This is a genomic window from Xanthomonas bonasiae, from assembly GCF_014836395.1.
In the GTDB taxonomy this organism is placed as follows: Bacteria; Pseudomonadota; Gammaproteobacteria; order Xanthomonadales; family Xanthomonadaceae; genus Xanthomonas_A; species Xanthomonas_A bonasiae.
The window spans coordinates 241283-265003 of the sequence record NZ_JACSQX010000007.1 but is presented as its reverse complement, the minus strand read 5'-3'; the positions used below and the strand labels follow the sequence as shown (position 1 = coordinate 265003).

Here is a 23721-nt window from a genome sequence, read left to right as displayed (position 1 = left end):
TCATGGGGGCGAAGCAGTGCGAGGCTTCGCCCGGACCCTCACCCCAACCCCTCTCCCGATGGGAAAGGGGCGATCGCGGTTCCTTCTCCCACCGGGACCATGGCCCCCTTTTCGGGGGAAGGTGCCCCGTAGGGGCGGATGAGGGTGCGGGCGCAACCTCATGGGATCGAAACAGCGCGAGGCTTCGCCCCGTACCCTCACCCCAACCCCTCTCCCGGTGGGAGAGGGGCTGACCATCGGCCGCCGGGGCGCCGCTGCATTTGCGAATCCCCAATCCCCAATCCCAAATCCCCGCCTCCCAGGCATGTGCCACAAGCTGGGCGCCGGGATGCTGGACTTGCCCAGCCCCAGACGCTAGCGTGGAAAACGTTTTTGTCGTTTCAGGGGTAACCATGAACAACGCTGCTGCGCCGCGTCAGCTCACTTTCCGCGCGGTCGTGCTGTCGATCGTGCTGGCCGTCGTGCTGTCGGCCGCCAACGCCTACCTGGGGCTGTTCGCCGGCCTGACCATCGCCACCGCGATTCCGGCGGCGGTAGTGTCGATGGGCGTGCTGCGCCTGCTCGGCGGCGGCACCATCCTGGAGAACAACATCGTGCAGACCGGCGCCTCGGCCGGTTCGTCGATCGCGGCGGGGGTGATCTTCACCATCCCGGCGCTGGTGATCATGGGCTACTGGCCGGACTTCAAGTACTGGTGGGTGCTCGGCATCGCCGGCATGGGCGGCCTGCTCGGGGTGCTGTTCTCGGTGCCGCTGCGGCGCTCGATGATCGTCGAGGATCCGCTGCCGTTCCCCGAGGGCAAGGCCGCGGCCGAAGTGCTCAAGGCCGGCGAGAATCCCGGGCCGGGACTGAAGATCCTGGCGCTGTCGGCGACCATCGGCGGACTGGTCAAGCTGGCCGCGGCCAGCGGCCTGAAAGTGATTCCCGACACCTGGGCGCAGGCCACCTACCTGGGCAGCAGCAAGCTGGTCGGCTACGTCGGCACCAACCTGTCGCCGGCGCTGCTCGGGGTCGGCTACATCGTCGGGCTCAACGTCGGCATCGTGGTGCTGTCCGGCTCGATCCTGTCCTGGCACATCGCCATTCCGCTGTACCAGCAGTTCTTCATGGGCTCCGATCCGGCGCTGGCGCAGAGCCTGGCCACCGCGCCGGCGGCCGAGGCCGCATTCGCCATCTGGGCGGCCAAGGTGCGCTACCTGGGCGTGGGCGCGATGCTGATCGGCGGCGTGTGGACGCTGTTCTCGCTGCGCAAGTCGCTGCTGTCCGGGGTCAAGAGCGGGTTCGCCGCCGCGCGCAAGAGCACCGCCGGCACGGTGGTGGCCGAGACCGACCGCGACCTGCCGATGAAGTGGATGCTGGTCGCCTTGCTGCTGTGCACGCTGCCGCTGCTGGGCCTGTATCAGGCGATCGTCGGCCAGTGGCACGTCAGCATCCCGATGACCTTGATCATGATCGTCGCCGGCTTCCTGTTCGTGTCGGTGTCCGGCTACCTGGCCGGGCTGATCGGCTCGTCGAACAATCCGGTGTCGGGCATCACCATCTCCACCATCCTGTTCGCCTCGGCGGTACTGGTGCTGCTGCTCGGGCGCGACTCGCCGATCGGCGCGGTCGCCGCGATCATGATCGGCGCAGTGGTGTGCTGCGCTGCAGCGGTGGGCGGCGACAACCTGCAGGATCTGAAGGCCGGTTACCTGGTCGGCGCCACGCCGTGGAAGCAGCAGTTGATGCTGGCCATCGGCGCATTCTCCTGCGCGCTGATCATGGCCCCGGTGCTGAACCTGTTGGCCCAGGCCTACGGCATTGGCGCGGCGACGCCGGAGCATCCGAACTCGTTGGCCGCGCCGCAGGCGACGCTGATGGCCTCGGTGGCCAAGGGGCTGTTCGGCGGCGAACTGCCGTGGACGATGATCGCCATCGGCGCTGGCGTCGGCGCGGCGATCATCGCCCTGGACGAATGGCTCAAGCGCACCGGCAAGCGTTTCCGCGTGCCGGTGTTGGCCGCGGCGATCGGCATCTACCTGCCGCTGGAACTGATGGTGCCGATCTTCCTCGGCGGGCTGATCACCTACCTGGTCGAGCGCTTCCACAAGATCCGCGCCGACGACGAGGAAGGCCGCGACCGCGTGCACCGTCCGGGCACGCTGTTCGCCGCCGGCCTGATCACCGGCGAGGCGCTGATGGGCATCGCCATCGCGGTGCCGATCGTGGTCTCCGGCCACGCCGACGTGCTGGCGCTGCCTGCCGGCTTCCATCTCAACCAGTGGTACGGCCTGGTCCTGCTCGCCTTCGTCGGCTGGCTGCTGTACCGCACCGGCAAGAAGGGCGAGCCGACCGCACCGCTGCCGCCGTCGGTGTAAGCATCAGCACCCTCAGCAAGACACGAAGCCCGGCCTGCGCCGGGCTTCGTGTTTGTGGCGATCGCCCACAAGCGCAACACGCAGTCCGCTCCCGCGAATCCCCAATCCCCAATCCCGAATCCCGGCCCTCCATGACTTCATGCCTTTGCACCACGTCCACCCGCGCGCCTACCATCGACGTTTTGCCGTGTTCCGGAGACGCCCGATGACCTTGCGCTACGCCTTGCTGCCCCTGTGCCTGCTGACCGCGCTGCCTGCGCTGGCGGCGACCCGCGGTTTCGATGTCCGCGACATGGTGGCGCTGGACCGGGTGTCCTCGCCGCTGCTGACGCCCGACGGCGGCACGGTGATCTTCGCCAAGCGGCAGGTGGACAAGGCCAGCGACAAGGCCAGTACCGGGCTGTGGCTGCGCAATCTGCGCACCCGCGATGCGGCGCCGCCGAAGCGGCTGACCCCGGACGGCTGGAACGTCAATTCGCCGGAACTGTCGGCCGACGGCAAGACCGTGTACTTCCTCAGCGCCAAGTCCGGCCGCCAGCAGCTGTACGCGCTGCCGCTGGCCGGCGGCGCGCCGCGCCAGCTCACCGACTTCGCGCTGGACGTGGACAGCTACCGCGTCGCCCCGCAGGGCGACCGCGCTGCCTTCAGCGCCGGCGTGTTCCAGGACTGCGGTTCCGACCTGGGTTGCACGCAGAAGCGCCTGGACGCGAAGAAGAGCGCCAAGGCCAGCGGCGTGGTGTTCGACCAGTTGTTCGTGCGCCACTGGGACACCTGGAACGATGGCCGCCGCAACAGCCTGTTCGTGGCGCCGCTGCCCGGCGACGCCAAGGCCAAGCCGGTGGTCGGCGCCTCGGCGATCAGCGTGACCCTGGCCGGCGACATTCCGTCCAAGCCGTTCGGCGGCAGCGAGGACTACACCTGGGCGCCGGACGGGCAGTCGCTGGTGGCCAGCGTGCGCGTGGCCGGGCGCGAGGAGCCGTGGTCGACCAACTTCGACCTGTACCGGCTGGATGCGGCGGGCAAGGCCGCGCCGGTCAACCTGACCGCGGCCAACCCGGCCTGGGACGCCGGCCCGGTGTTCTCCGCCGACGGCAAGACCCTGTACTACCGCGCCATGAAGCGCCCCGGTTTCGAAGCCGACCGCTTCGGCCTGATGGCGATGGACGTGGCCAGCGGCAAGACCCGCGAGATCGCGCCGCAGTGGGACCGCTCGGCCGGCGAGATCGTGCCCTCGGCCGACGGCGCCACCGTGTACACCACCGCCGACGACCTCGGCCAGCATCCGCTGTTCGCGGTGGATACCGCCAGCGGCAAGGTCCGCACCGTGGCCGATGGCGGCAGCGTCGGCGCGCCGGTGCTGGCCGGCAACACGCTCGCGTTCACCCGCAACAGCCTCAAGAGCGGCGACCAGGTGTTCGTCGCCGACGCCGACGGCCAGCATCCGCGCGCGATCACCGCCAGCGCCGGCGAACAGCTGCCGGACGTGGCCTTCGGCGACTACGAGCAGTTCCAGTTCAAGGGCTGGAACGACGAGACCGTGCACGGTTACGTGGTCAAGCCGTACAACTACCAGCCCGGCAAGACCTATCCGGTCGCGTTCCTGATCCACGGCGGCCCGCAGGGCAGCTTCGGCAACGGCTGGAGCAACCGCTGGAATCCGCAGACCTATGCCGGCCAGGGCTACGCGGTGGTGATGATCGATTTCCACGGCTCCACCGGCTACGGCCAGGCGTTCACCGATGCGATCAGCCAGCACTGGGGCGACCGCCCGCTGGAAGACCTGCAGAAGGGCTGGGCCGCGGCGCAGCAGCAGTACAAATTCCTCGATGGCGACAAGGCCTGCGCGCTCGGCGCCAGCTACGGCGGCTACATGGTGTACTGGATGGCCGGCAACTGGAACCAGCCGTGGAAGTGCCTGGTCGACCACGACGGCGTGTTCGACAACCGCACCATGGGCTACGCCACCGAGGAACTGTGGTTCAGCGAGTGGGAGAACGGCGGCACGCCGTGGCAGAACCCGGCCGGCTACGAGAAGTTCAACCCGGTGCTGCACGTGGACAAGTGGAAGGTGCCGATGCTGGTGATCCACGGCCAGCAGGATTTCCGCATCCCGGTGGAGCAGGGCCTGGCCGCGTTCAGCGCGCTGCAGCGCAAGGGCATCGACTCCAAGTTCCTGTACTTCCCGGACGAAAATCACTGGGTGCTGAAGCCGCAGAACAGCATCCTGTGGCACGACACGGTCAATGGCTGGTTGAAGCAGCATATCGGGCAGTGAGGCCAGGATTCGGGATTCGGGATTTGGACTCGGGACTCGGGACGGGTCGCACGGATGAGTGATCTATTCCATCCGCTGCGTCGATCGATGGTGCGGCGCTCGCGTTCGCGCCGTCCGGCTTTGCTCTTACGAGTCCCGATTCCCCTGTCCCCATTCCCGGCTTCCCAATGATCCACAACGACATCGTCATCTTCGGCCTGATCGCCGCCACGCTCGGGGCGGTGTTCTGGACCGCCGCGCGGCCGCATGGATTCTGGAAGCGCTTCTACAGCGTCGTGCCGGCGCTGCTGCTGTGCTACCTGATTCCCGGCATCTACAACACCGTCGGGTTGATCGACGGGCAGCACAACCGCCTGTACGACCCGGTCGCGCGCGACGTGCTGCTGCCGGCGGCGCTGGTGCTGCTGACGCTCACCGTCGACCTGAAAGGCATCCTGCGCCTGGGGCCGAAGCTGGTGGCGATGTACCTGGGCGCCTCCTTCAGCATCATGCTCGGCGCGGTGGTCGCGTTCCAGCTGATGAAGTGGCTGCATCCGGCCACGGTGGCCGGCGATACCTGGGCCGGCATGGCCGCATTGGCCGGCAGCTGGATCGGCGGCGGCGCCAACATGCTGGCGATGCGCGAAGTGTTCAACGTCGATGCCACCACCTTCGGCCAGTTCGCGGTGGTCGATGTCGGCGTCGGTTACGTGTGGATGGCCTTGCTGATCTTCCTCGCCCCGCGCGCGGCGGCGATCGATGCGCGCAGCGGTGCCGACACCAGCGGCATCGACGATCTCAAGCAGCGTATCGCGCAGTTCCAGGCGCAGCACGAACGCGTCGCCAGCCTGACCGACCTGATGCTGATCGTCGGCCTCGCGTTCGGTGCGGTCGGCCTGGCGCATGCGATCGCGGTGCCGACCGCGGCGTGGTTCGCGGCCAACGTCGCCTGGGCCAAGCAGTTCAGCCTCGGCGCGCCGTTCGTGTGGGTGGTGGTGCTGTCGACCACGATCGGCCTGCTGCTCAGCTTCACCCGCGCACGCACCCTGGAAGGCGCCGGCGCCTCGCGTATCGGCTCGCTGCTGCTGTATTTCCTGATCGCCTGCATCGGCATGCAGATGGACCTGCTGGCGCTGTTCGACCGCCCGTGGATCTTCCTGCTCGGGCTGATCTGGCTGTGCGTGCACATCCTGCTGTTGCTGGCGCTGGGCAAATTGCTGCGGGTGCCGTTTTTCTATTTCGCGATCGGCTCGCAGAGCAACGTCGGCGGCCCGGCCTCGGCACCGGTGGTGGCGGCCGCGTTCCATCCGGCGCTGGCGCCGGTCGGCGTGCTGCTGGGCACGATGGGCTATGCCACCGGCACCTACCTGGCATACCTGGTCGGGATCACCTTGCGCGCGATGGCGGGCGCGGGGTAGCGCACCGGCATGACCCTGTAGGAGCGGCTTCAGCCGCGACGGGCTTTACCGATACGTTCTGTCGCGGCTGAAGCCGCTCGTACAGGGGATTTGCGGCGGCCTACTGCTGCAGCGCGACCCGGCGCTGCTGCTCTTCCTGCTGCGGCACGTTCGCCTGCAGATTCTGTTGCTGCAGCTGGCCGACGTTGGCCTGCGCCGGTTCGCTGGCCGCCGCCGCGGTCTGCACCTGGCTGCGCAGATGCGCTGGGTCGTCGGCGCGGCCCTGCACCGCGAACAGGCGGTCGCCGTCGCGGCTGGGCACCAGCTGGTCGATCTGTTTGAGGCCGTCCTGTCCGGCATGCGCGGCGACGCTGGCGGCGGTGTTGAGGAACTGCGCGTCGTCGCGCAGGCCGAGCCGCTCGCGCTGCCCGTCCAGTTGCACCACCGCGTCGTTGAACAGGCGGCTGCCGGTGGGCAGCGCGCGTTCCTGGGTCTGCGCGTGGCTCTGCGATTCCAGTTCCTGCGCCTTGATCACCGAATCGATGCCGTGCAGGTCCAGCCGATGCTTGAGCATCATCCCCGGCACCAGGCGCTGGCCGAACGACAGCGGATCCGGGTCCGGCAACTGGATCTGGTGGCCGGCGGCGTCGGGCATCGCCCATTTCAGCGGGATGCTGTCTTCCTGCAGGTGGGTCAGCAGTTCGTTCTTGACGTGGTAGCCGCGGATCAATCCATCGGCGGCGTAGTCCTTGGCGGCGGACGCGTCCAGGCCTTCGCGCTCCAGCGTACGGTCGTTGACCCCGGCGGCGTTGTAGGTGACCGCCGGCACGTCGTTGACCATCGCCGAGGCCGCGGCCAGGCCGCCGCCGAGCGAATGCCCGGAGATCATCAGGTCCTGGCCGAACGCCTGCTTGGCCTGGCTGCCGAGCTGGATCGCCGAGGCGTACTGCGCGTCGGCGAAGCCCAGGCCCTGGCCGATGTTGTGCTTCCAGTCCTTGCCTTCGTCGGTGCCGCAGAACGCCAGCACCACGTTGCCCTGTTCGTTGCGGTAGAACGCGGCATCGAAGCCGCTCTTGGCATCGTGCAGCATGCCCGGATCGATGCCGGCGCGCTGCACGGCGCCATCGTCCAGGCGGGTCCAGCCGTCGGGCAGCGCCGCGAAGCTTTCCGCGCCGCCGGCGCGGCGCTGGGCGGCCGTGCCGTAGAGATCCTGCAGCAAGGTGGGAAGTTGCGTGTCCACCGCCTGCGGCTGCTGGCCGCGAACGGCTTCGGCGAACGGGGCGGACGCGTCGGTATTGGAAAGATCGTTCTGGCTCATGCGCGGCTCCTTGCGTGTGCTGCGAACAGCCGCCTCAGCGGGCCGCTTCCAGGGGGATGTCGTGGGCGCTCAACCAGTCGCGTACCGCGGCGCGGGTCTGCTGCGCGGTGCTGTTGAGCAGGCGCTCGGGCGTGGTGAAGAAATACGCCTGGAAGGTCTTCTGCTGCGCGTTGCGCAGGCCCGGATCGACCCCGGCCTGCAGCAGTTTCAGCACCCACGGGTTGCCGGCGCTGCTCTGTGCGGCCAGGTGCAGCAGCGAGTTGCCGCTGGCATCGACCCGGTGCGGATCGGCGCCGGCCTGCAGCAGCAGCTGGATCTGTTCGTCGCGCTTGCTCTGCAGCGCGCGGAACAGCGGCGTCCAGTTGCCGCGCGCGCTGACCGGATCCACCGGCGCGCCATGCTGCAGCAGGATCTTCAGGTATTGCGGGTCCTTGGCCATCGCGGCCATGTGCACCACGGTTTCCTGGTCCATGCCCGGTTCGGCCGGATTCGCGCCAGCGTCCAGCAAGGCACTGAGCGCGCGCGGCTGTTCGTTCCAGATCGCGTATTCGAGCAGGGTGACGTTCTGGTCGCCGTGCGCGGACAGGTCCACGCCCGGCGCGAGCGCGGCGATACGGGCCGCATCGCCGCGCGCGACGGCGGCGGCGATGTCGGCGAGGTGGGGATCGCGGAACGCGACCGAGTGATCCTGCAGCGTGGCTGACATGGCAGAGTGCTCCTTGGCGCCGGGCGGGGCGGCGCATGAGACCGAGATGGACATCGAGGTCGCAAGCGCGATCAGGACGGGGAACTGCTTGCGCATGGAGGGCTCCTTTTCCTGTTCGCGTTCCTGTTGCCGGTGGCGACGTTCCTTGCCACCGTGACCGATGCTAGCAGCTGTCCGGCGCCGGTTCGGTAAGGTTTTGTTACAGCGCTGGCGCGCTGTGCATGGCGTGGCATGCGCGGTGGAGCGCATATCGACCCGGACGAATGTTTGCGCCGGGAGCGGAGAATGGCCCGATTGCGGCGCAATGCACCCGCCGGCGCTGCCGCACGCAGGTGGCGTACATGCGCAACTTGGCATAATGCGGGTTTTCCGCCGAGGCCCTTGCGATGACCGCGACCCCCTTCGACCTGCTGATCAGCGATTGCGACGGCGTGCTCGTCGACAGCGAGGTGCTGGCCGACCGGGTCATGTTCGACGCGCTGGGCGCCTACGTGCCGCGGGCCGAGCTGGAGGCCTACCTCGCCGGCAGTTTCGGCCAGACCGCGCACGAGATCGTGGAGCGGGTGCAGCGGCATTTCGCGGTGACCCTGCCGCCGGGCCTGTTCGAGGAAATCCGGGAACGTTCGGAAGCGTTGATCGCCGCCGAGGTGCAACCGATCGACGGCGTCCGCGAGGCGCTGCTGGCGTTGCCGCTGCCGCTGGCGGTCGCCTCCAACAGCCTGCGCCACAGCGTGATGGCGTCGGTGGCGCGTGCCGGGCTGACCGAGCGGGTGAACGGCCACGTCTTCAGCGCCGACATGGTGGCGCGGCCGAAGCCGGCGCCGGATGTCTACCTGCTGGCAGCGCAAACGCTGGGCGCGGCGCCGCCGCGGTGCCTGGTGATCGAGGACAGCGTCACCGGCGCCAGCGCGGCGCTGGCCGCGGGCATGACCGTGATCGGTTTCACCGGCGCAGCGCACATCCCGCCAGGCCACGCCGACACCCTGCGTCACCTCGGCGTGGCCGCGGTGATGCAGCACATGCGGCAGTTGCCGCAGGTCTACGCCGAATTGGTGCGCGCGGCGGCGGCGTAGTGTCGATCGAGAGGCCGCGCTGCCGGGTGGCGGCGACGCACAAACGCGGAGTCGGGGCTGTCCGCTCGCTGTGGCCTTGCCGCGGAGCGTGGCGGACGGAAAGAGCGTCTCCGGACAGCATCGCGCCATCCGTGGTGTGTGTCTTCTCCGGGCTGCCTGTCGCGGCTGAAGCCGCTCCTACATGGGGTGGCGTGTGTTCAAAGCAGGTCTGAGCGTACGCTCGCGCACCGAAGTGGCATGACATGCCCCGCAGCCGCGATGCTCTCAGGCACCGCGCTCCCGCCATTGCCAATCCCGGCTTTCCACAGCCGAATGGCTGGTCATCCCCAATCCCGAATCCCGGCTGTTCAACAACAACGAAACCCGCTCTTGCCGCCATAGCGCGCTTCCTGGCGCTCGCGGAAGAAGGTCTTGTAGTCCATCGGTTGCCGGTCGGGATGTTTCTCCAGCACGTGGCGCACGTAGTTGTCGTAGTCGGGAATGCCGCAGCACAGCCGCGCGGTCTGCACCAGGCGCCGCCACAGCCGGCGGTGCGCCTGGTATTGCCCGACCGGAACCAGGTCGTTGCTCATCACACGTCCGCCATCTGGTGCGGCTGCAGCGCCACGTACGCGGTTTCCTTGTCGCTGCGCTGCGGGTTGCGGCGCGCGGCGAGGATGGTCTTGACCGAGTAGATCAGGATCGAGAACACCACGAACAGGAACAGCGCGGTCAGCCCGGTGTTGACGTAGGCGTTGGTGACGATCTGCTGCATCTGCGGCACCGTCTTGGCCGGTGCGGTGATGGTGCCGCTGGCGATCGCCTCCTGGAACTTGTGCGCCTGCGCCAGGAAGCCCTGCGCCGGGTTGGGGTCGAAGATCTTGATCAGCCCGGCGTAGGTGGTGCAGATCAGCAGCCACAGCGCCGGCACGATGGTGACCCAGGCGTAGCGGTCGCGCTTCATCTTGAACAGCACCACCGTGCCCAGCATCAGCGCGATGCCGGCGAGCATCTGGTTGGAGATGCCGAACAGCGGCCACAGCGTGCGGATGCCGCCGTACGGATCCTTGACCCCGGTGTAGAGCAGGTATCCCCACAGCGCCACGCAGCCGCCGGTGGCGACGATGTTGGCGCCCCACGATTCGGTCCGCTTCAGCGCCGGCACGAAGTTGCCGAGCAGGTCCTGCAGCATGAAGCGCCCGGCGCGGGTGCCGGCGTCGACCGCGGTGAGGATGAACAGCGCCTCGAACAGGATCGCGAAGTGGTACCAGAACGCCATCATGTCCTCGCCCGGCAACAGCTGGTGCAGGATCTGCGCGATGCCCACCGCCAGGGTCGGCGCGCCGCCGGCGCGGGCCAGGATGGTGGTCTCGCCGATGTCGCGGGCAGTGGCTTCGAGCACTTCAGGAGTGATCGCGAAGCCCCATTCGCTGACCTTGGCCGCGACCGCGACGACGTCGCTGCCGACCATCGAGGCCGGCGCGTTCATCGCGAAATACACGCCCGGCTCGATGATCGAGGCGGCGACCAGCGCCATCACCGCGACGAACGATTCCATCAGCATGCCGCCGTAGCCGATGTAGCGCATGTGGCCTTCGTTGGCGAGCAGCTTGGGGGTGGTGCCGGAGGAGATCAGCGCATGGAAGCCGGACACCGCGCCGCAGGCGATGGTGATGAACAGGAACGGGAAGATGCCGCCGGTCCACACCGGGCCCATGCCGTTGTGCGCGTACTGGGTCAGCGCCGGCATCTTCAGGTCTGGCATGACCACCAGAATGCCGATGGCCAGGGCGATGATGGTGCCGATCTTGAGGAAGGTGGACAGGTAGTCGCGCGGCGCCAGCAGCAGCCACACCGGCAGCACCGAGGCGACGAAGCCGTAGCCGATCAGCATCCAGGTGATCTGCACGTCGGTGAAGGTGAAGGCCGGGCCCCAGGTCGGATCGGCGGCGACCTTGCCGCCGAACCAGATCGCGGCCAGCAGCAGGATCAGCCCCACCACCGAGATCTCGCCGATCTTGCCGGGGCGGATGTAGCGCATGTACACGCCCATCATGATCGCGATCGGCATCGTCGCGATCACCGTGAACATGCCCCAGGGACTCTCCGCCAGCGCCTTGACCACCACCATCGCCAGCACCGCCAGGATGATGATCATGATCAGGAACGCGCCGAACAGGGCGATGGTGCCGGGCACCTGGCCCATCTCCTCGCGCACCAGGTCGCCGAGCGAGCGGCCGTTGCGGCGGCTGGACAGGAACAGCACCACGAAGTCCTGCACCGCGCCGGCGAACACCACCCCGACCACCAGCCACAGCAGGCCGGGCAGGTAGCCCATCTGCGCGGCGAGCACCGGGCCGACCAGCGGCCCGGCGCCGGCGATGGCGGCGAAGTGGTGGCCGAACAGCACGTGCTTGTTGGTCGGCACGTAGTCCAGGCCGTCGTTGTTGAGCACGGCGGGCGTGGCCCGCGTGGGGTCCAGCTGCATCACCTTGGTGGCGATGAACAGGCTGTAGAAGCGATACGCGATCAGGTAGATCGAGACCGCGGCGACCACGATCCACAGCGCGTTGATGTGTTCGCCGCGGCGCAGGGCGATGGTGCCCAGGCAGAACGCCGCCAGCACCGCGAGCGCGGCCCAGGCCAGTTTGGAAAACCCTTTCATGCAGATCGCTCCCCCACAAGATTCCCGCAAGGGTCGCCCCGATGGCCTGGGGGGTCAATGCCGGGGCAGGCGATGGCCCTAGTACTTTGGTCGTAGTCGGTGCCGTATTCGATGATCGCGCGGGTCGCGGGGACGCATGCCTGGCCGTGGCGATGGGGAAGGCGGTGGGTCGAGACGGACTTTGCCTGATCGCTAGGCATCGCGCGGAGCATCGGGTGCAAGAGCGCGGCTGCGGATCTGCGGGCTTGGCTGCAGTCGGGACTGAAGTCCCTCCCACAAGAGCGGTTATGGCCGGCACGCGCACCGGCATCGGCATCGGCATCGGCATCCGCATCGCGCCCCAACGCGCCACGCCGACACTTCCGGTGCGGCCGGTGCACCCGGCGCACGGCCGGCCGGCGCCCCTACGATGGAACGATGGGTTGCGCCGATCGCGATTGGCCGCCGGCGGCGGCGCGCCCATATACGGTGCTTCACCAGGAGATCGCCCGCCATGACCGACACCCTCACCGCCGCGCCCGCGCGCATCGCGCGCACCATCCGTGGCCGCGCCACCGCCGACGGCGACGGGGTCAGGCTGACCCGCGTCATCGGCGGCGGCGAACTGCCCGAGCTGGACCCGTTCCTGCTGCTCGACGAATTCGGCACCGACCGCGCCGAGGACTACATCGGCGGTTTCCCCAGCCATCCGCACCGCGGCTTCGAGACCGTCACCTACATGCTCGACGGGCGCATGCGGCACAAGGACAACCACGGCAACGAAGGCCTGCTGACCCCGGGCAGCGTGCAGTGGATGACCGCCGGCCGCGGCCTGGTGCATTCGGAGATGCCGGAGCAGGAGTCCGGGCGCATGCGCGGCTTCCAGCTGTGGGTGAACCTGCCGGCACGCGACAAAATGACCGCGCCGCGCTACCAGGAATTCGCACCCGAGCGCATCCCGCTGGCGCAGCCGGCGCCGGGAGTGACGGTCAAGGTGATCGCCGGGCAGGTCGGCGACGTGCACGGGCCGATCGCGCAGCCAGCCACCGATCCGCTGTATCTGGACGTCGCACTGGACGCCGACGCGCGCTGGGACCACCTGTTGCCGGCCGGGCACAACGCGTTCGCCTACGCCTACGAGGGTGCCGCGCTGCTGGGCGAGGGCGAGGCCGCGCGTGAGCTGCCGGCGCAGACCCTGGCCGTGCTCGGCGGCGGCGACCTGCTGCAGTTGCGGGCGGGCGCGGCGGGCGCGCGGCTGATCCTGGTCGCCGGCCGGCCGTTGCGCGAGCCGGTGGCGCGGCACGGGCCGTTCGTGATGAACACGCGCGAAGAACTGATGCAGGCCTTCGTCGATTTCCAGGAAGGGCGGTTCTAGCGGCCTGGGATGGCGATCGGCACGCCATGAAACCCTGTAGGAGCGGCTTCAGCCGCGACAGGTTCTACCCGGAGGGATTCTGTCGCGGCTGAAGCCGCTCCTACAGGGGCGTCGCCAGACTCAGCGATCCAGCGCCACGCTGGTCGGACGCATGTCCAGTCCCTGCACCAGCGACTGCAGCGATTGCAGCTCCTGCACGTCGCCGGCATCGATCCAGACCTGGGCGTAGTGGTCCTTGCCCAGTTCGACCACGGTGACCCGGCGCGAGGCCAGGCCCGGCGCATCGACTCCCCCCAGATCCGGCCGGTACCAATGCACGCTCTCGCCGGCGATGCTGCCTTTCTCTTCGCGCAGGTTGCGCGCCAGCGGGATGTTCGGGTCGCGCGAGGTCAGCATCATGCCGAGCACCTGGCGGCCGTCGGCAGCTGTCGCGCGGCACACGATGAAGCCCTTGTCGCTGCGCTCGCTCCACTGCAGGTTGGACTGCGGCGGCAGTTGCGGACAGTTCTGCGCCTGTTGCGCCATGGCCGTGGCCGCCGCCAGCACGGCAGGCAGGACCGACAGGCCGGTGAGCCAGTTTGCAACCCTCATTCGCGATGTCCCCATGCACCGCCGCGTTGCGACGGTATCGATCTTCAGCGCACGCCGACGCAGGCGCACGGCACGTCACCCTCATTCCTTTGCGGGATCCGCGTGCAGTGCATACCCCTACGCAATGCGTGTCCCGGTGTGCGGCCGCCATTTCCCCGCCGCTGCCCGAACCATAGCCCAGCGAGCGGCACTTGACAATTGGAATGCGGGTCGAAAACCCGCGCGCCGGCACCGGCGTGGGGCGGCGCTCGCCTGAATGCAGTCAGTGGGCGGTGGCCGCTGCGGCGCCCGCGCCGCGTTGAAGCAGGGGATGCCGCCGCGCCAGCAGGCGCATTGCGGTGTCGTCCTTCCATCCCTGTAAAGGAGTACAGCCCATGCCCAGCATCGATCCGCGCAGATTCGTCATCGTCGCCAGCTACCTGTCGCCCGGCGTCGCCGTCGGTGGCGGCGGTTTCGTCATCGTCGGCGGCAAGGTGATCAAGGTGCCGCCCAAGGGCCTGCGCCAGCTGCAGGCGGTCTACACCCTGCTTGAGGCCAGCGACGGCGTTAGTAACAAGGCCCTGGCGCAACAGCTGCAGCAGCTTGCGGTGGACTTGGCCGACGACGCGGTGCCGGCAAAGGGCCGCGTGGCGGCCGCTGCGGCGCGCTAGCGTTTCTCGATCCGCTTTTGACGCAGTGGGAAAGCGCCTCCGGGTGGCCTCGCTCATCGGTCGCGACGGGCCTGACCGATGGTGCCCGCTGCGACGGGCGACACCAGGCCGCCCGGCGTCGCTCCCTCGGGTCGCGGCGTCCTGGTCGACATGCCGCGATGCGCGGCGCCGCGCCCGAATCACGCCGGTCGCGCCGGCCGCCTTACTTGCCCGGTTCGGGCAGCGGGATGAATTCCTGGTCGTCGCCGGGGATCAGCCCGAAGCGGCCCTCGCGCCAGTCCCGCTTGGCCTGCTCGATGCGCTCGGTGGAACTGGACACGAAGTTCCACCACAGGTGGCGCGGCCCGTCCAGCGGCTCGCCGCCCATCAGCATCGCCTTCAGCGGGGTCTTGGCGCGCAAGCGTCCGCGCGCGCCGGCTTCGGGCAGCACCAGGTGGCGCGCGGGGATGTCCACGCCGTCCAGCTGCGCCTCGCCTTCCAGCACGTACAGCGAGCGCTGCACGTGGCCCGTGTCCAGGTCGATCTCCGCGTCCGCGTCCAGGTCCAGCGCCACGTTGAGCGTGTCGGCGAACACCTTGACCGGCGATTCCTCGCCGTAGGCGCGGCCGGCGATCACCCGCAGCCACACCCCGTCGCGGCGCTGCTGCGGCAGGCTGGCGGCGGCATGGTGGTAGAACGCCGGCGCGGTTTCCTCGGCCGATTTCGGCAGCGCTACCCAGGTCTGCATGCCGTGCAGCGGATGCGGCTGCGCGCGCAGCGATGTAGGCGTGCGCTCGGAATGGGCGATGCCGCGGCCGGCGGTCATCCAGTTGACGTCGCCGGCGCGGATCACCTGGTCCGAGCCGAGCGTGTCGCGGTGGCCGATCTCGCCGGACCACAGGAAGGTCACCGTGGCCAGGCCGATATGCGGATGCGGGCGCACGTCCACGCCGTGGCCGGGTTCGAAGATCGCCGGGCCCATGTGGTCGATGAACACGAACGGGCCGACGCTGCGCGCCTGCAGGCTGGGCACCGAACGGCGCACTTCGAAACCGCCGATGTCGTGGACGCGGGGAGCGATCAGGGTGGGCATGGCAGGCACTCGCGGCGAACGGGGATGCAAGCTTCGCATGCCGCCGCGGCAGGGCGCCCGGGCGCTGGCAAAACGCAATGTTCCGCGGTGCGCCGGGCCGCCGCGGCGTGCGCGCTTCGCGCTGGGGCTACAGGAGTCCCGGCTGTGTCGGGATCGCGACCTCGCCGCGGCGCGAGGCCAGCCGGTCGGCCAGGCGGGTCGGCTCCGGCAGCCGGTAGCCGCGCAGGTAGCGTTGGGTCCAGTCCAGCGCACTGTCCACCGCGACGCGGTGGCCAGGCGAGACGATCAGCGGATTGCAGCGCGGCTTGCTGCGCAGCGCCCAGCCGACGGTATCGCCGCGGTGCACGATGGGGCTGCGGTCGCCGGCCTGCGGCCCGGGTTCGTCATAGCGCCCGGCCAGCAGTTTCTTGGCCACGCCGATGCTGGGCAGGCCGGTGACCACGCCGAAGTGCGCGGCGATGCCGAGCCGGCGCGGATGGGCGATGCCCTGGCCGTCGACGAACACCAGGTCCGGACGCTGCCGCAACAGGGCCAGCGCGGCCAGCAGCGCCGGCAGTTCGCGGAAGCTCAGCAGTCCCGGCACGTAGGGCATCGAGGTCGGTACGCGGGCGATCTCGGCCTGCTGCGGCTGCAGGGTGTCGGCGTCGATGAGCACGGCGGCGGCGCGGGTGATGCGGCCCTCGTCCTCGAAGCCGACGTCGAATCCGGCCAGCCAGCGCGGCGGGTCCGGCACTTCGTCGTGCAGCCGCACCTGCTTGGCCAGCGTGGCCTGCAGCGCCCGCGCCTGCACGATGCTGCCGTCCCAGTCGCCGAAGACGCTGTGCGAAGAAGTGTCCATGTGGCGATGATCGCGCCGCGCTCGTGGCTGTGGCGTGGAGGAGCTGGGAATGGGGAACGGGAATGGGGAATCGTTGAAGCAGGTTGCCGATCGATGTCTGGCGACGAGTGATCAGCGCCGATCCGCTTGCGTTCCAGCGCAGCGTCAGCCCGGCGTGCCCTTTGTAGGAGCGGCTTCAGCCGCGACAGATCGCCAGACGGCAAAGCGCGCCGGAACGCCAAGCCGTTTCCATTCCCCATTCCCGACTCCCCATTCCCAGCCACCGGCTACAATCCAGGGCCGCACGACCCACGCATCCCCCAACGGAGACCGTCGCAGTGACCCGCAAACTCGTACTGTTGCGCCATGGCCAGAGCCAGTGGAACCTGGATAACCGCTTCACCGGCTGGGTGGACGTGGATCTCACCGAGCAAGGCCGCCAGGAAGCCGCCGCCGCCGGTCGCCTGCTGCGCGAGGAGGGGCTGCAGTTCGACGTGGCGCACACCTCGGTGCTCAAGCGCGCCATCCACACCCTGCAGGGCGCGCTGAAGGAACTGGACCAGGACTGGCTGCCGGTGCACAAGAGCTGGCGCCTCAACGAACGCCACTACGGCGGCCTGCAGGGCCTGGACAAGGCCGAGACCGCGGCCAAGCACGGCGAGGAGCAGGTCAAGATCTGGCGCCGTTCCTACGACATCCCGCCGCCGCCGATGGAGGCCGACGATCCGGGCCATCCGCTGCACGACCGCCGCTACGCTACGCTCGACCGCAACGCGTTGCCGGCCACCGAGTCGCTGGCGACCACGCTCGAGCGCGTGCTGCCGTACTGGCACGACGCGATCGCGCCGCAGCTGAAGGCCGGGCAGACCGTGCTGGTCACCGCGCACGGCAACTCGTTGCGCGCGCTGTACAAGTATTTGAACGGCGTCTCGCGCGAAGAAATCCTGGAACTCAACATCCCCACCGGCATCCCGCTGCTGTTCGAGCTGGACGATGAGTTGAAGGTGCAGTCCTACCGCTATCTCGGCGATCCGGAAGCGGCGAAGAAGGCGGCCGAAGCGGTGGCCAACCAGGGCAAGGCGAAGTAACACCCACGCGGCACGCGCCGCATCAAGGAGGATGGGATGGGTGGATTCAGCATCTGGCACTTCGTGATTCTGTTCGTCGTACTGGCGCTGCCGGTGTTGGTCTTTGCGGCGGTATGGCTGGCCATGCGTCGCGACCAGCGTGCGCAAGCATCCCAGCGCGCTGCTTCGCCGCCGCCGTTGCCACCGGCGGCATCGGTGGAGGCGCGGCTGCGCGCGCTCGAAGCATTGCGCGCGCAGGGCCTGATCGACCAGGCGGAGTACGAACGCCGGCGCCAGCAGATCCTCGCCGAGTTGTGAGCGCGCCGCGCGGCGGTGCGCGGGCTCAGTCGTCGCCGCTCGCGTCCACCCACACCCGCATCTCGCCTTCGTCGCGGTTGGCCCAGGCGAAGTAGGGCACGAAGGTCAGGGTCTGCGCCTGTCGCGACGGCGGCGGCGCGTCGTAGCGGTACAGCGGCGAGGTGTCGGCCTGCGCATCGTCGTGGCCGTGCAGGCGTTCGCCTTCGGCCTGCAGCAGCACCTGGCCGGCCAGCGTGCCGCTGCCGGGTTCGCTGCGGATCGCCGCGTCGGCGGGCAGGCGCAGCTGGTGCAGCTGCGTGCCGTTGTCGGCCTGCTCCAGGCAGTAGACCAACGGCCCGCGCTGCAGCGCGACCTTGCCGGCCAGATGGCGCACGCGCGGATGGCCGCTGACCCGCATCGGCGGCATCGGCAGGCGCAGGTGCAGGGTGTCGCCGCGCTGCCAGCGCCGGCGCAGCACGCAGTAGCCGTGCTGCAGATGCGCCTCGATCGCCACCGCTTCGCCGTTGAGTTGCAGTTGCGGCGCACGGCACCAGTCAGGCAGGCGCAACGCCAATGCAGCTTCGATCGGCACCTCGCAATCCACGCTCAGTTCCACCTGTTCCTGCCACGGGTACTCGCCGCGCTGGCGCAGGGTCAAGGTCTGCCCGTCCACGTCGAACGCGGCGTCGCTGCCGACGTACAGATTCACGTAGAGCGTGTCGTCGCGGCGAGTGTAGATGTAGTGGCCGAGCGAGGTTAGCACGCGGGCGATGTTCGGCGGACAGCAGGCGCAGCCGAACCAGCGCTGGCGCACCGGCTTGACGTGGTCGAAGCCGTGGTTGCCGTGCACGGTGGGCGGATGCACTTCCAGCGGATTGACATAGAAGAAGTGGCGCCCGTCCAGCGCCATGCCGGCCAGTACGGTGTTGTACAGCGCCCGCTCCATCACGTCGGCGTAGCGGCTGTCCGGCGCCAGCTGCAGCATGCGGTTGGCGAACATCATCAGCCCGATCGAGGCGCAGCTCTCGTTGTAGGCGGTGTCGTTGGGCAGGTCGTAGTCGACGCTGAAGGCTTCGCCGTAGCTCTGCGCGCCGATCGCGCCGGTGAGGTACAGCTGGCGCTGCGTGGTGTTCTCCCACAAGCGCTCGCAGGTCGCGCGCAGTTCGGCGTCGCCGCTGTGCCGCGCCAGGTGCGCCACGCCGGCGTACAGGTAGACGAAGCGCACCGCGTGGCCGACCGCGGTGGTCTGCAGCGCGACCGGCACGTGCGCCTGGCTGTAGGCCTTGTCCTCGATCATCCACGCCGGCCCATGGCCGCCCCAGAAGAAGCTGCGCCCGCGCTTTTCGTATTCTTCGTCGTAGTAGTGTGGCGCGGTGCCGCGCTGCTCGACGAAGTAGCGGGTCAGCGCCAGGTAGCGCGGCTCGCCGGTGGCCTCGTACAGGCGCATCAGCGCCAGTTCGATCTCCGGATGCCCGGGATAGCCATGCAGCTGCGCGGGGCCGGGGCCGAAGGTGGCGTCGATGTGGTCGGCAAGCCGGCACACGATGTCCAGCAGCGCGCGCTTGCCGGTGGCCTGGTGGTAGGCGACGCCGGCCTCGATCATGTGCCCGGCGCAGTACAGCTCGTGGCATTCGGCCAGGTTGGTCCAGCGCTGCTCCGGCGCCTTCACCGTGAAATAGGTGTTGAGGTAGCCGTCGGCCTGTTGCGCGGCGCCGATCAGTTCGATGGTGGCGTCGGCATCGCGTTCCAGCGCCGGATCGGGATGCTGCGCGAGCAGGTAGGCCACCGCTTCCAGCCACTTGGCCACGTCGCTGTCCTGGAACACCATGCCGTAGAACGCGCCGTCGCTGCGCCCGGCGGCGATGCGGAAGTTCTCGATCGCGTGGCTGGGTTCGGCATCGGCGACGTTGTCGTTGAGCGCGTCCCATTGGTACGGCAGCACCACGTCCTGCACCAGGCGCTGGTAGCGCTGCCAGAACGGGTCGGCGATGCGCAGGCGGTCGAGCGGGAGTTCGGGCGGCGGGGCGAGCGAGTGCGGCATGGAGGCGGCGATCCTGTGGGGAGGAGGAGGGAAGCGGTCAGTGCACCGGCCGCGCGGCCAGATCGGCACCGATCTCGGCCAGCAGCGGCCGGCGCAGGCGGCAGCGGTAGATCACCGCGGCCAGCAGCAGGTGCAGCGCGGCGGGAATCAGCGTTTCCAGCAGGGTGATCGCCTGCAGCGAGGCGGCGGTCTGGTGCTCGGCGCCGGCGCGGTAGCCCACGCGCACGAACAGGTAGCTGATCACCACCGCGCTCGAGGCCCAGGCCAGCTTGATGCAGAACAGGTTGAAGGCGAAGTTGATGCCGGAGGAACGGATGCGGTTCTTCCACGCGCCGTAGTCGTCGGCGAAGGCCATGATCGAGAAGTGCAGCGGCAGCGCGAAGCCCAGCACCAGGCAGTTGACGAAGATCAGCCCCAGCCACAGCGTCTGCTGCGCCGGCCCGGTGGGCATGCACCACTGCAGCACGCCCAGCGCGGCCAGCGCCAGGTTGGTGTGCAGGTACAGGGCCAGCGGATCGAAGCGGCGGCACAGCGCGTTGACCACGAGCGCGCCGAGCACCGTGGCCAGCGCCACCATCGCGAAGAACAGCGAGGTGTAGCCGGCGCCGCCGCCGAGCACGTAGTTGATGAAATACAGATAGCCGCCGCCGCGGATGTTGAACACGTTGATCAGCAGGAACGACATCAGCAGCACCAGCCGCATCTGGTCGTTGCGCAGCAGCCCGCGCAGGTGTTCGCCGATGCCGGCCTCGCCCAGCAGGCTCACCGGCACGCGCTCGCGCACGGCGAAGAAGCAGCACAGGAACATCGCCACCGCCAGCCCGCTGAGCACGCCCACGCCGAGCTGGTAGCCGTGCGCGGCATCGCCATTGCCGAGCACCCGCACCAGCCACGGCAGCCCGACCGAGACCAGGAAGCCGGCGATGCCGCACAGCACGAAGCGCCACGACTGCGCCGACACCACTTCGCGGTGGTCGCCGGTCATGCTGTTGATCAGCGCGCAATACGGCACGTTGATCGCGGTGTAGCACAGCGACAGCAGGAAATAGCTGGCGAAGGCGTAGGCGACCTTGGCCGCGTAGCTCAGCTGCGGGGTGCTGAAGGTCAGCACGCAGGCGATGCCGATCGGCAAGGCGATCCACAGCTGCCAGCCGCGGAAGCGGCCCCAGCGACTGCGGGTGCGGTCGGCGAGCAGGCCCATCAGCGGATCGGACACCGCATCGGCGATGCGCAGCACGGTGAACAGCGTTCCGACCAGCGCCGGGGTCAGGCCGAACACGTCGGTGTAGAAGAACGTGAGGAAGTTGGCGATCAGGCAGGTGACGATGGTGCCGCCGGCGTCGCCCAGGCCGTAGCCGAACTTTTCCAGGCGCGAGAGTCGGTGCGTGGCGGCCTGTTCGGCGCCTGCGGCAACGGGGCCAACGGCTGTCGCATTCAACGGGACGGTTCCTGGCGGGCGCGGGAGGCGGCGCCACCGCAAAGTCGCATGCCGCCGGCATCGGAACAAGAGCCGGCGCGGTATAAAAACGGTACGATTCCGACCTGCATGGCCGCAGCGGCGCTCGCGGCGATGCCGTGCGTTATTTGCTGCAGTGCAGCGTGCCATTCTCGCCGGGGAGACGCTTCCGACATGCTCGAACTCGCAGTCGCCTATCCGATCCGGGTCCAGAACGGCGGCCTGTTCATTTCCCGCGGGATCGGCGCGCACCCGACCCGGGTGATCCAGTCCTACGAGCTGATCTTCGTCGAGCGCGGCACCTTGTCGATCCGCGAACAGGACGACGACTTCCACATCGGCCCCGGCGAGACCCTGATCCTGTGGCCGGGCCGCGAACACGCCGGCCTGGGCCGCTTCTCCGACGAACTGCGCTTCTACTGGGTGCATTTCGAACTGGCGCCGACCGCCGTCGCCGCGGACGAGGCGACGCTGCTGTCGATGCCGCAACGCAGCGCGATCCGCGACCCGGAGCGTTTCGTCGGCCTGTTCCGCTGGTTCCTCGGCGAGCAGGAAGAACGGCGCACGCTGCCGATGCTGGAGCCGATCGTGCTGTCGATGCTGCAATGCGTGGCCGGCGCCTGGCCCGACCCGCACGACTCCGACCGTGCCGGCGTGGCGCTGGCGTACCGCGCCAAGCAACTGATCGGCACCCAGTTCCACACCGCGCTCACCGCGTCCACGCTGGCCGCGCAGCTGCATTGCAACCCGGACTACCTGGGCCGCATCTACCGCCGCGCGTTCGGCACCACGCTGACCGAGGCGATCCATCGCCAGCGCATCGCCTTTGCCGAGAAGCTGCTGCTGGTGAACACCTGCACCGTCGACGAAGTCGCGCAGCGCGCCGGCTTCAGCGACGGCGGCTATTTCCGCCGCATCTTCCGCCAACGCCTGGGCATGACCCCGACCGCGTATCGGCGGCTGTACTGCAAGGAGCACATCAACTCGGGGTGAGCGCGTTCGCGCAGCGGCCTACACAGGGCATTGCCTACACTGCGCCGATGTCATGGAGAGTCCGCAAGATGAAGAAGGCGCTGAAATGGAGCGGCATCGCCCTGGCCGCGTTCGTGCTGGCCTCGCTGGCGGCGCTGTACGGCTACGGCCGCTTCGCCGACCGCGCACAGGGGCCGGCCAGCCACGCCCTGCCGGCGACCGCACTGCAGACCCCGATCGACCGCGTGGTGGCGCCGCTGACCGCCGCGCATCCCGGGCACAGCGGCATGGTGATCCTGCCCGACAACGTCGAAGCGTTCGCGGTGCGCGCGGCGGCCGCGCGCGCGGCCGGGCGCAGCCTGGACCTGCAGTACTACATCTGGCATGCGGATTTCACCGGCAACCTGCTCTACAACGAGCTGTTGCGCGCCGCCGACCGCGGCGTGCGCGTGCGCCTGCTGCTGGACGACATGAACGTGCACGGCAGCAATTCGGTGCTGGCCGCGCTGGACCGCCATCCGCTGATCGAGGTGCGGCTGTTCAACCCGACCCGCGCCCGCGAAGGCACGCTGATGCGCGGCGTGGAGCTGGTGCTGCGGTTCTTCAGCGTCAACCGGCGCATGCACAACAAGGCCTGGATCGCCGACGGGCGCATGGCGGTGGTGGGCGGGCGCAACGTCGGCGACGAATACTTCGATGCGGCGCGCGACACCAATTTCATGGATACCGATGTCGCAGTGGTCGGGCCGGCGGTGGCGCAGGCCGCGCAGATCTTCGACGCGTACTGGAACAGCCGCACCGCGGTGCCGCTCGGTGCGCTGGTGCAGGCCGAGCCGGAGGCGCTGCCCAGGCTGCGCGCCAGCATCGATGCCGGCCTGGGCTCGGCGCGTGCGCACCCCTACGTGCAGCGCCTGCGGCAGGCGCCCAGCGTGCGCAACCTGGTCGAGGGCGAGCGCCCGCTCCACTGGAGCGCCGAGGCGTCGATCGTGTCCGACCCGCCGGAGAAGGCCGAAGGCGCGCCGCCGCGCGCGGACTGGATGACGCCGCGGCTGGTCGGCGAGATGGCGCGCGCGCAACGCGAGCTGGCGCTGATCTCGCCGTACTTCGTGCCGGGCGAGGAGGGCATGCGCTGGATCGGCCAGCTGCGCCAGCGCGGCGTCGCGGTGGGCGTGCTGACCAACTCGCTGGCGGCCAACGACGTGGTCGCGGTGCATGGCGGCTATGCCGGCTACCGGCTGCCGCTGCTGCGCCAGGGCGTGGCGTTGTTCGAGCTCAAGCCGCAGGGCGATCCGGGCGGCAGCCTGTTCGGCTCCAGCGGCGCCAGCCTGCACACCAAGGCGTTCGTGGTCGATGGGCGCGAAGGCTTCATCGGCTCGTTCAATCTCGACCCGCGCTCGATGAATCTCAATACCGAGATGGGCTTGCTGTTCCGCGATCGCGCGGCGGCGGCCGAACTCGAGCGGCTGTACCGGACGAAAGTGTCGGCGCCGGTCAGCTATCGGTTGGCGCTGCAGGATGGGGCCGTGCGCTGGCACGATGCCGCGGCGCGGCCGCCGCAGACCTGGGACCGCGAGCCGGAGGCGGGGTTCTGGCGGCGTGCCGCGGCGCGGGTGATCGGCTGGTTGCCGGTGGAGTCGCAGCTGTAGCGGCACCGA

19 protein-coding genes are annotated in these 23721 nt (G+C 69.1%); 10 read left to right on the top strand and 9 right to left on the bottom strand.

Annotated elements, in window-relative coordinates:
* Positions 1-392: 392 nt before the first annotated feature.
* The 3 genes from H9658_RS13395 to H9658_RS13385 all read left to right on the top strand — a co-directional run bounded on the left by H9658_RS13395 (position 393) and on the right by H9658_RS13385 (position 6029).
* Positions 393-2357, top strand: a complete 1965-nt coding sequence (locus tag H9658_RS13395; protein ID WP_191825697.1) for an OPT family oligopeptide transporter — start codon at positions 393-395, stop codon at positions 2355-2357.
* A gap of 205 nt (positions 2358-2562) precedes the next feature.
* The gene (locus H9658_RS13390) at positions 2563-4632 is read left to right on the top strand and encodes a S9 family peptidase (protein WP_191825696.1); all 2070 of its coding nucleotides are present in this window, start codon (positions 2563-2565) and stop codon (positions 4630-4632) included.
* A 167-nt stretch (positions 4633-4799) separates the two neighbouring features.
* On the top strand, positions 4800-6029 hold the full coding sequence (locus tag H9658_RS13385; RefSeq protein WP_191825695.1) for a DUF819 family protein: 1230 nt from the start codon (positions 4800-4802) through the stop codon (positions 6027-6029).
* A 100-nt stretch (positions 6030-6129) separates the two neighbouring features.
* Here the strand turns inward: H9658_RS13385 and H9658_RS13380 are convergent, their stop codons facing one another.
* Positions 6130-7326 (bottom strand): XVIPCD domain-containing protein, encoded by a 1197-nt coding sequence (locus H9658_RS13380; RefSeq protein ID WP_191825694.1) that lies wholly within the window; start codon positions 7324-7326, stop codon positions 6130-6132.
* 34 nt (positions 7327-7360) lie between these two features.
* Positions 7361-8128: an ankyrin repeat domain-containing protein gene (locus H9658_RS13375; protein ID WP_191825693.1), complete on the bottom strand. Its 768-nt coding sequence runs from the start codon at positions 8126-8128 to the stop codon at positions 7361-7363.
* A gap of 290 nt (positions 8129-8418) precedes the next feature.
* Here H9658_RS13375 and H9658_RS13370 point away from each other — a divergent pair, with 290 nt between their 5' ends.
* Positions 8419-9105, top strand: coding sequence for an HAD family hydrolase (locus H9658_RS13370; protein WP_191825692.1), 687 nt, complete (start codon positions 8419-8421; stop codon positions 9103-9105).
* 347 nt (positions 9106-9452) lie between these two features.
* Here H9658_RS13370 and H9658_RS13365 read toward each other — a convergent pair whose 3' ends face one another.
* Entirely contained in the window at positions 9453-9677 is a 225-nt protein-coding gene (locus tag H9658_RS13365; RefSeq protein ID WP_064539465.1) for a YbdD/YjiX family protein, read from the bottom strand.
* Positions 9677-11749: a carbon starvation CstA family protein gene (locus tag H9658_RS13360; RefSeq protein ID WP_191825691.1), complete on the bottom strand. Its 2073-nt coding sequence runs from the start codon at positions 11747-11749 to the stop codon at positions 9677-9679. Before H9658_RS13360 ends, H9658_RS13365 begins: the two co-directional genes overlap by 1 nt.
* 493 nt (positions 11750-12242) lie before the next feature.
* Between H9658_RS13360 and H9658_RS13355 the strand changes: the two genes are divergently transcribed.
* Positions 12243-13103 (top strand): pirin family protein, encoded by an 861-nt coding sequence (locus H9658_RS13355; RefSeq protein ID WP_191825690.1) that lies wholly within the window; start codon positions 12243-12245, stop codon positions 13101-13103.
* Between the two features lie 120 nt (positions 13104-13223).
* On the opposite strand, the gene H9658_RS13350 is transcribed toward H9658_RS13355, so the two are convergent.
* Complete coding sequence (locus H9658_RS13350; protein WP_179566093.1) at positions 13224-13694, bottom strand: hypothetical protein; 471 nt, start codon at positions 13692-13694, stop codon at positions 13224-13226.
* Positions 13695-14068: 374 nt separating this feature from the next.
* Between H9658_RS13350 and H9658_RS13345 the strand changes: the two genes are divergently transcribed.
* A complete protein-coding gene (locus tag H9658_RS13345; protein ID WP_179566091.1) occupies positions 14069-14344 on the top strand; it encodes a hypothetical protein in 276 nt (91 codons plus the stop codon).
* A 202-nt stretch (positions 14345-14546) separates the two neighbouring features.
* On the opposite strand, the gene H9658_RS13340 is transcribed toward H9658_RS13345, so the two are convergent.
* Both H9658_RS13340 and nfi read right to left on the bottom strand, forming a co-directional pair.
* Entirely contained in the window at positions 14547-15416 is an 870-nt protein-coding gene (locus H9658_RS13340) for a pirin family protein (protein ID WP_191825689.1), read from the bottom strand.
* A gap of 127 nt (positions 15417-15543) precedes the next feature.
* Positions 15544-16254 (bottom strand): deoxyribonuclease V, encoded by a 711-nt coding sequence (gene nfi, locus H9658_RS13335; RefSeq protein WP_191825688.1) that lies wholly within the window; start codon positions 16252-16254, stop codon positions 15544-15546.
* Between the two features lie 317 nt (positions 16255-16571).
* Here nfi and gpmA point away from each other — a divergent pair, with 317 nt between their 5' ends.
* Entirely contained in the window at positions 16572-17321 is a 750-nt protein-coding gene (gene gpmA, locus H9658_RS13330; protein WP_179566083.1) for a 2,3-diphosphoglycerate-dependent phosphoglycerate mutase, read from the top strand.
* A gap of 36 nt (positions 17322-17357) precedes the next feature.
* Positions 17358-17618 (top strand): SHOCT domain-containing protein, encoded by a 261-nt coding sequence (locus H9658_RS13325; protein WP_179566081.1) that lies wholly within the window; start codon positions 17358-17360, stop codon positions 17616-17618.
* A 25-nt stretch (positions 17619-17643) separates the two neighbouring features.
* On the opposite strand, the gene H9658_RS13320 is transcribed toward H9658_RS13325, so the two are convergent.
* Both H9658_RS13320 and H9658_RS13315 read right to left on the bottom strand, forming a co-directional pair.
* The gene (locus H9658_RS13320) at positions 17644-19638 is read right to left on the bottom strand and encodes a glycoside hydrolase family 127 protein (protein WP_191825687.1); all 1995 of its coding nucleotides are present in this window, start codon (positions 19636-19638) and stop codon (positions 17644-17646) included.
* 37 nt (positions 19639-19675) lie between these two features.
* The gene (locus H9658_RS13315; RefSeq protein ID WP_191825686.1) at positions 19676-21076 is read right to left on the bottom strand and encodes an MFS transporter; all 1401 of its coding nucleotides are present in this window, start codon (positions 21074-21076) and stop codon (positions 19676-19678) included.
* Between the two features lie 192 nt (positions 21077-21268).
* Between H9658_RS13315 and H9658_RS13310 the strand changes: the two genes are divergently transcribed.
* Entirely contained in the window at positions 21269-22087 is an 819-nt protein-coding gene (locus H9658_RS13310; protein ID WP_191825685.1) for a helix-turn-helix transcriptional regulator, read from the top strand.
* A 68-nt stretch (positions 22088-22155) separates the two neighbouring features.
* Complete coding sequence (locus H9658_RS13305; RefSeq protein ID WP_191825684.1) at positions 22156-23712, top strand: phospholipase D family protein; 1557 nt, start codon at positions 22156-22158, stop codon at positions 23710-23712.
* Positions 23713-23721: the final 9 nt, after the last annotated feature.

Coding starts and splice junctions, on each gene's coding strand:
- H9658_RS13395 (WP_191825697.1), top strand. CDS start 393: ATGAACAACGCTGCTGCGCCGCGTCAGCTCACTTTCCGCGCGGTCGTG.
- H9658_RS13390 (WP_191825696.1), top strand. CDS start 2,563: ATGACCTTGCGCTACGCCTTGCTGCCCCTGTGCCTGCTGACCGCGCTG.
- H9658_RS13385 (WP_191825695.1), top strand. CDS start 4,800: ATGATCCACAACGACATCGTCATCTTCGGCCTGATCGCCGCCACGCTC.
- H9658_RS13380 (WP_191825694.1), bottom strand. CDS start 7,326: ATGAGCCAGAACGATCTTTCCAATACCGACGCGTCCGCCCCGTTCGCC.
- H9658_RS13375 (WP_191825693.1), bottom strand. CDS start 8,128: ATGCGCAAGCAGTTCCCCGTCCTGATCGCGCTTGCGACCTCGATGTCC.
- H9658_RS13370 (WP_191825692.1), top strand. CDS start 8,419: ATGACCGCGACCCCCTTCGACCTGCTGATCAGCGATTGCGACGGCGTG.
- H9658_RS13365 (WP_064539465.1), bottom strand. CDS start 9,677: ATGAGCAACGACCTGGTTCCGGTCGGGCAATACCAGGCGCACCGCCGG.
- H9658_RS13360 (WP_191825691.1), bottom strand. CDS start 11,749: ATGAAAGGGTTTTCCAAACTGGCCTGGGCCGCGCTCGCGGTGCTGGCG.
- H9658_RS13355 (WP_191825690.1), top strand. CDS start 12,243: ATGACCGACACCCTCACCGCCGCGCCCGCGCGCATCGCGCGCACCATC.
- H9658_RS13350 (WP_179566093.1), bottom strand. CDS start 13,694: ATGAGGGTTGCAAACTGGCTCACCGGCCTGTCGGTCCTGCCTGCCGTG.
- H9658_RS13345 (WP_179566091.1), top strand. CDS start 14,069: ATGCCCAGCATCGATCCGCGCAGATTCGTCATCGTCGCCAGCTACCTG.
- H9658_RS13340 (WP_191825689.1), bottom strand. CDS start 15,416: ATGCCCACCCTGATCGCTCCCCGCGTCCACGACATCGGCGGTTTCGAA.
- nfi (WP_191825688.1), bottom strand. CDS start 16,254: ATGGACACTTCTTCGCACAGCGTCTTCGGCGACTGGGACGGCAGCATC.
- H9658_RS13325 (WP_179566081.1), top strand. CDS start 17,358: ATGGGTGGATTCAGCATCTGGCACTTCGTGATTCTGTTCGTCGTACTG.
- H9658_RS13320 (WP_191825687.1), bottom strand. CDS start 19,638: ATGCCGCACTCGCTCGCCCCGCCGCCCGAACTCCCGCTCGACCGCCTG.
- H9658_RS13310 (WP_191825685.1), top strand. CDS start 21,269: ATGCTCGAACTCGCAGTCGCCTATCCGATCCGGGTCCAGAACGGCGGC.
- H9658_RS13305 (WP_191825684.1), top strand. CDS start 22,156: ATGAAGAAGGCGCTGAAATGGAGCGGCATCGCCCTGGCCGCGTTCGTG.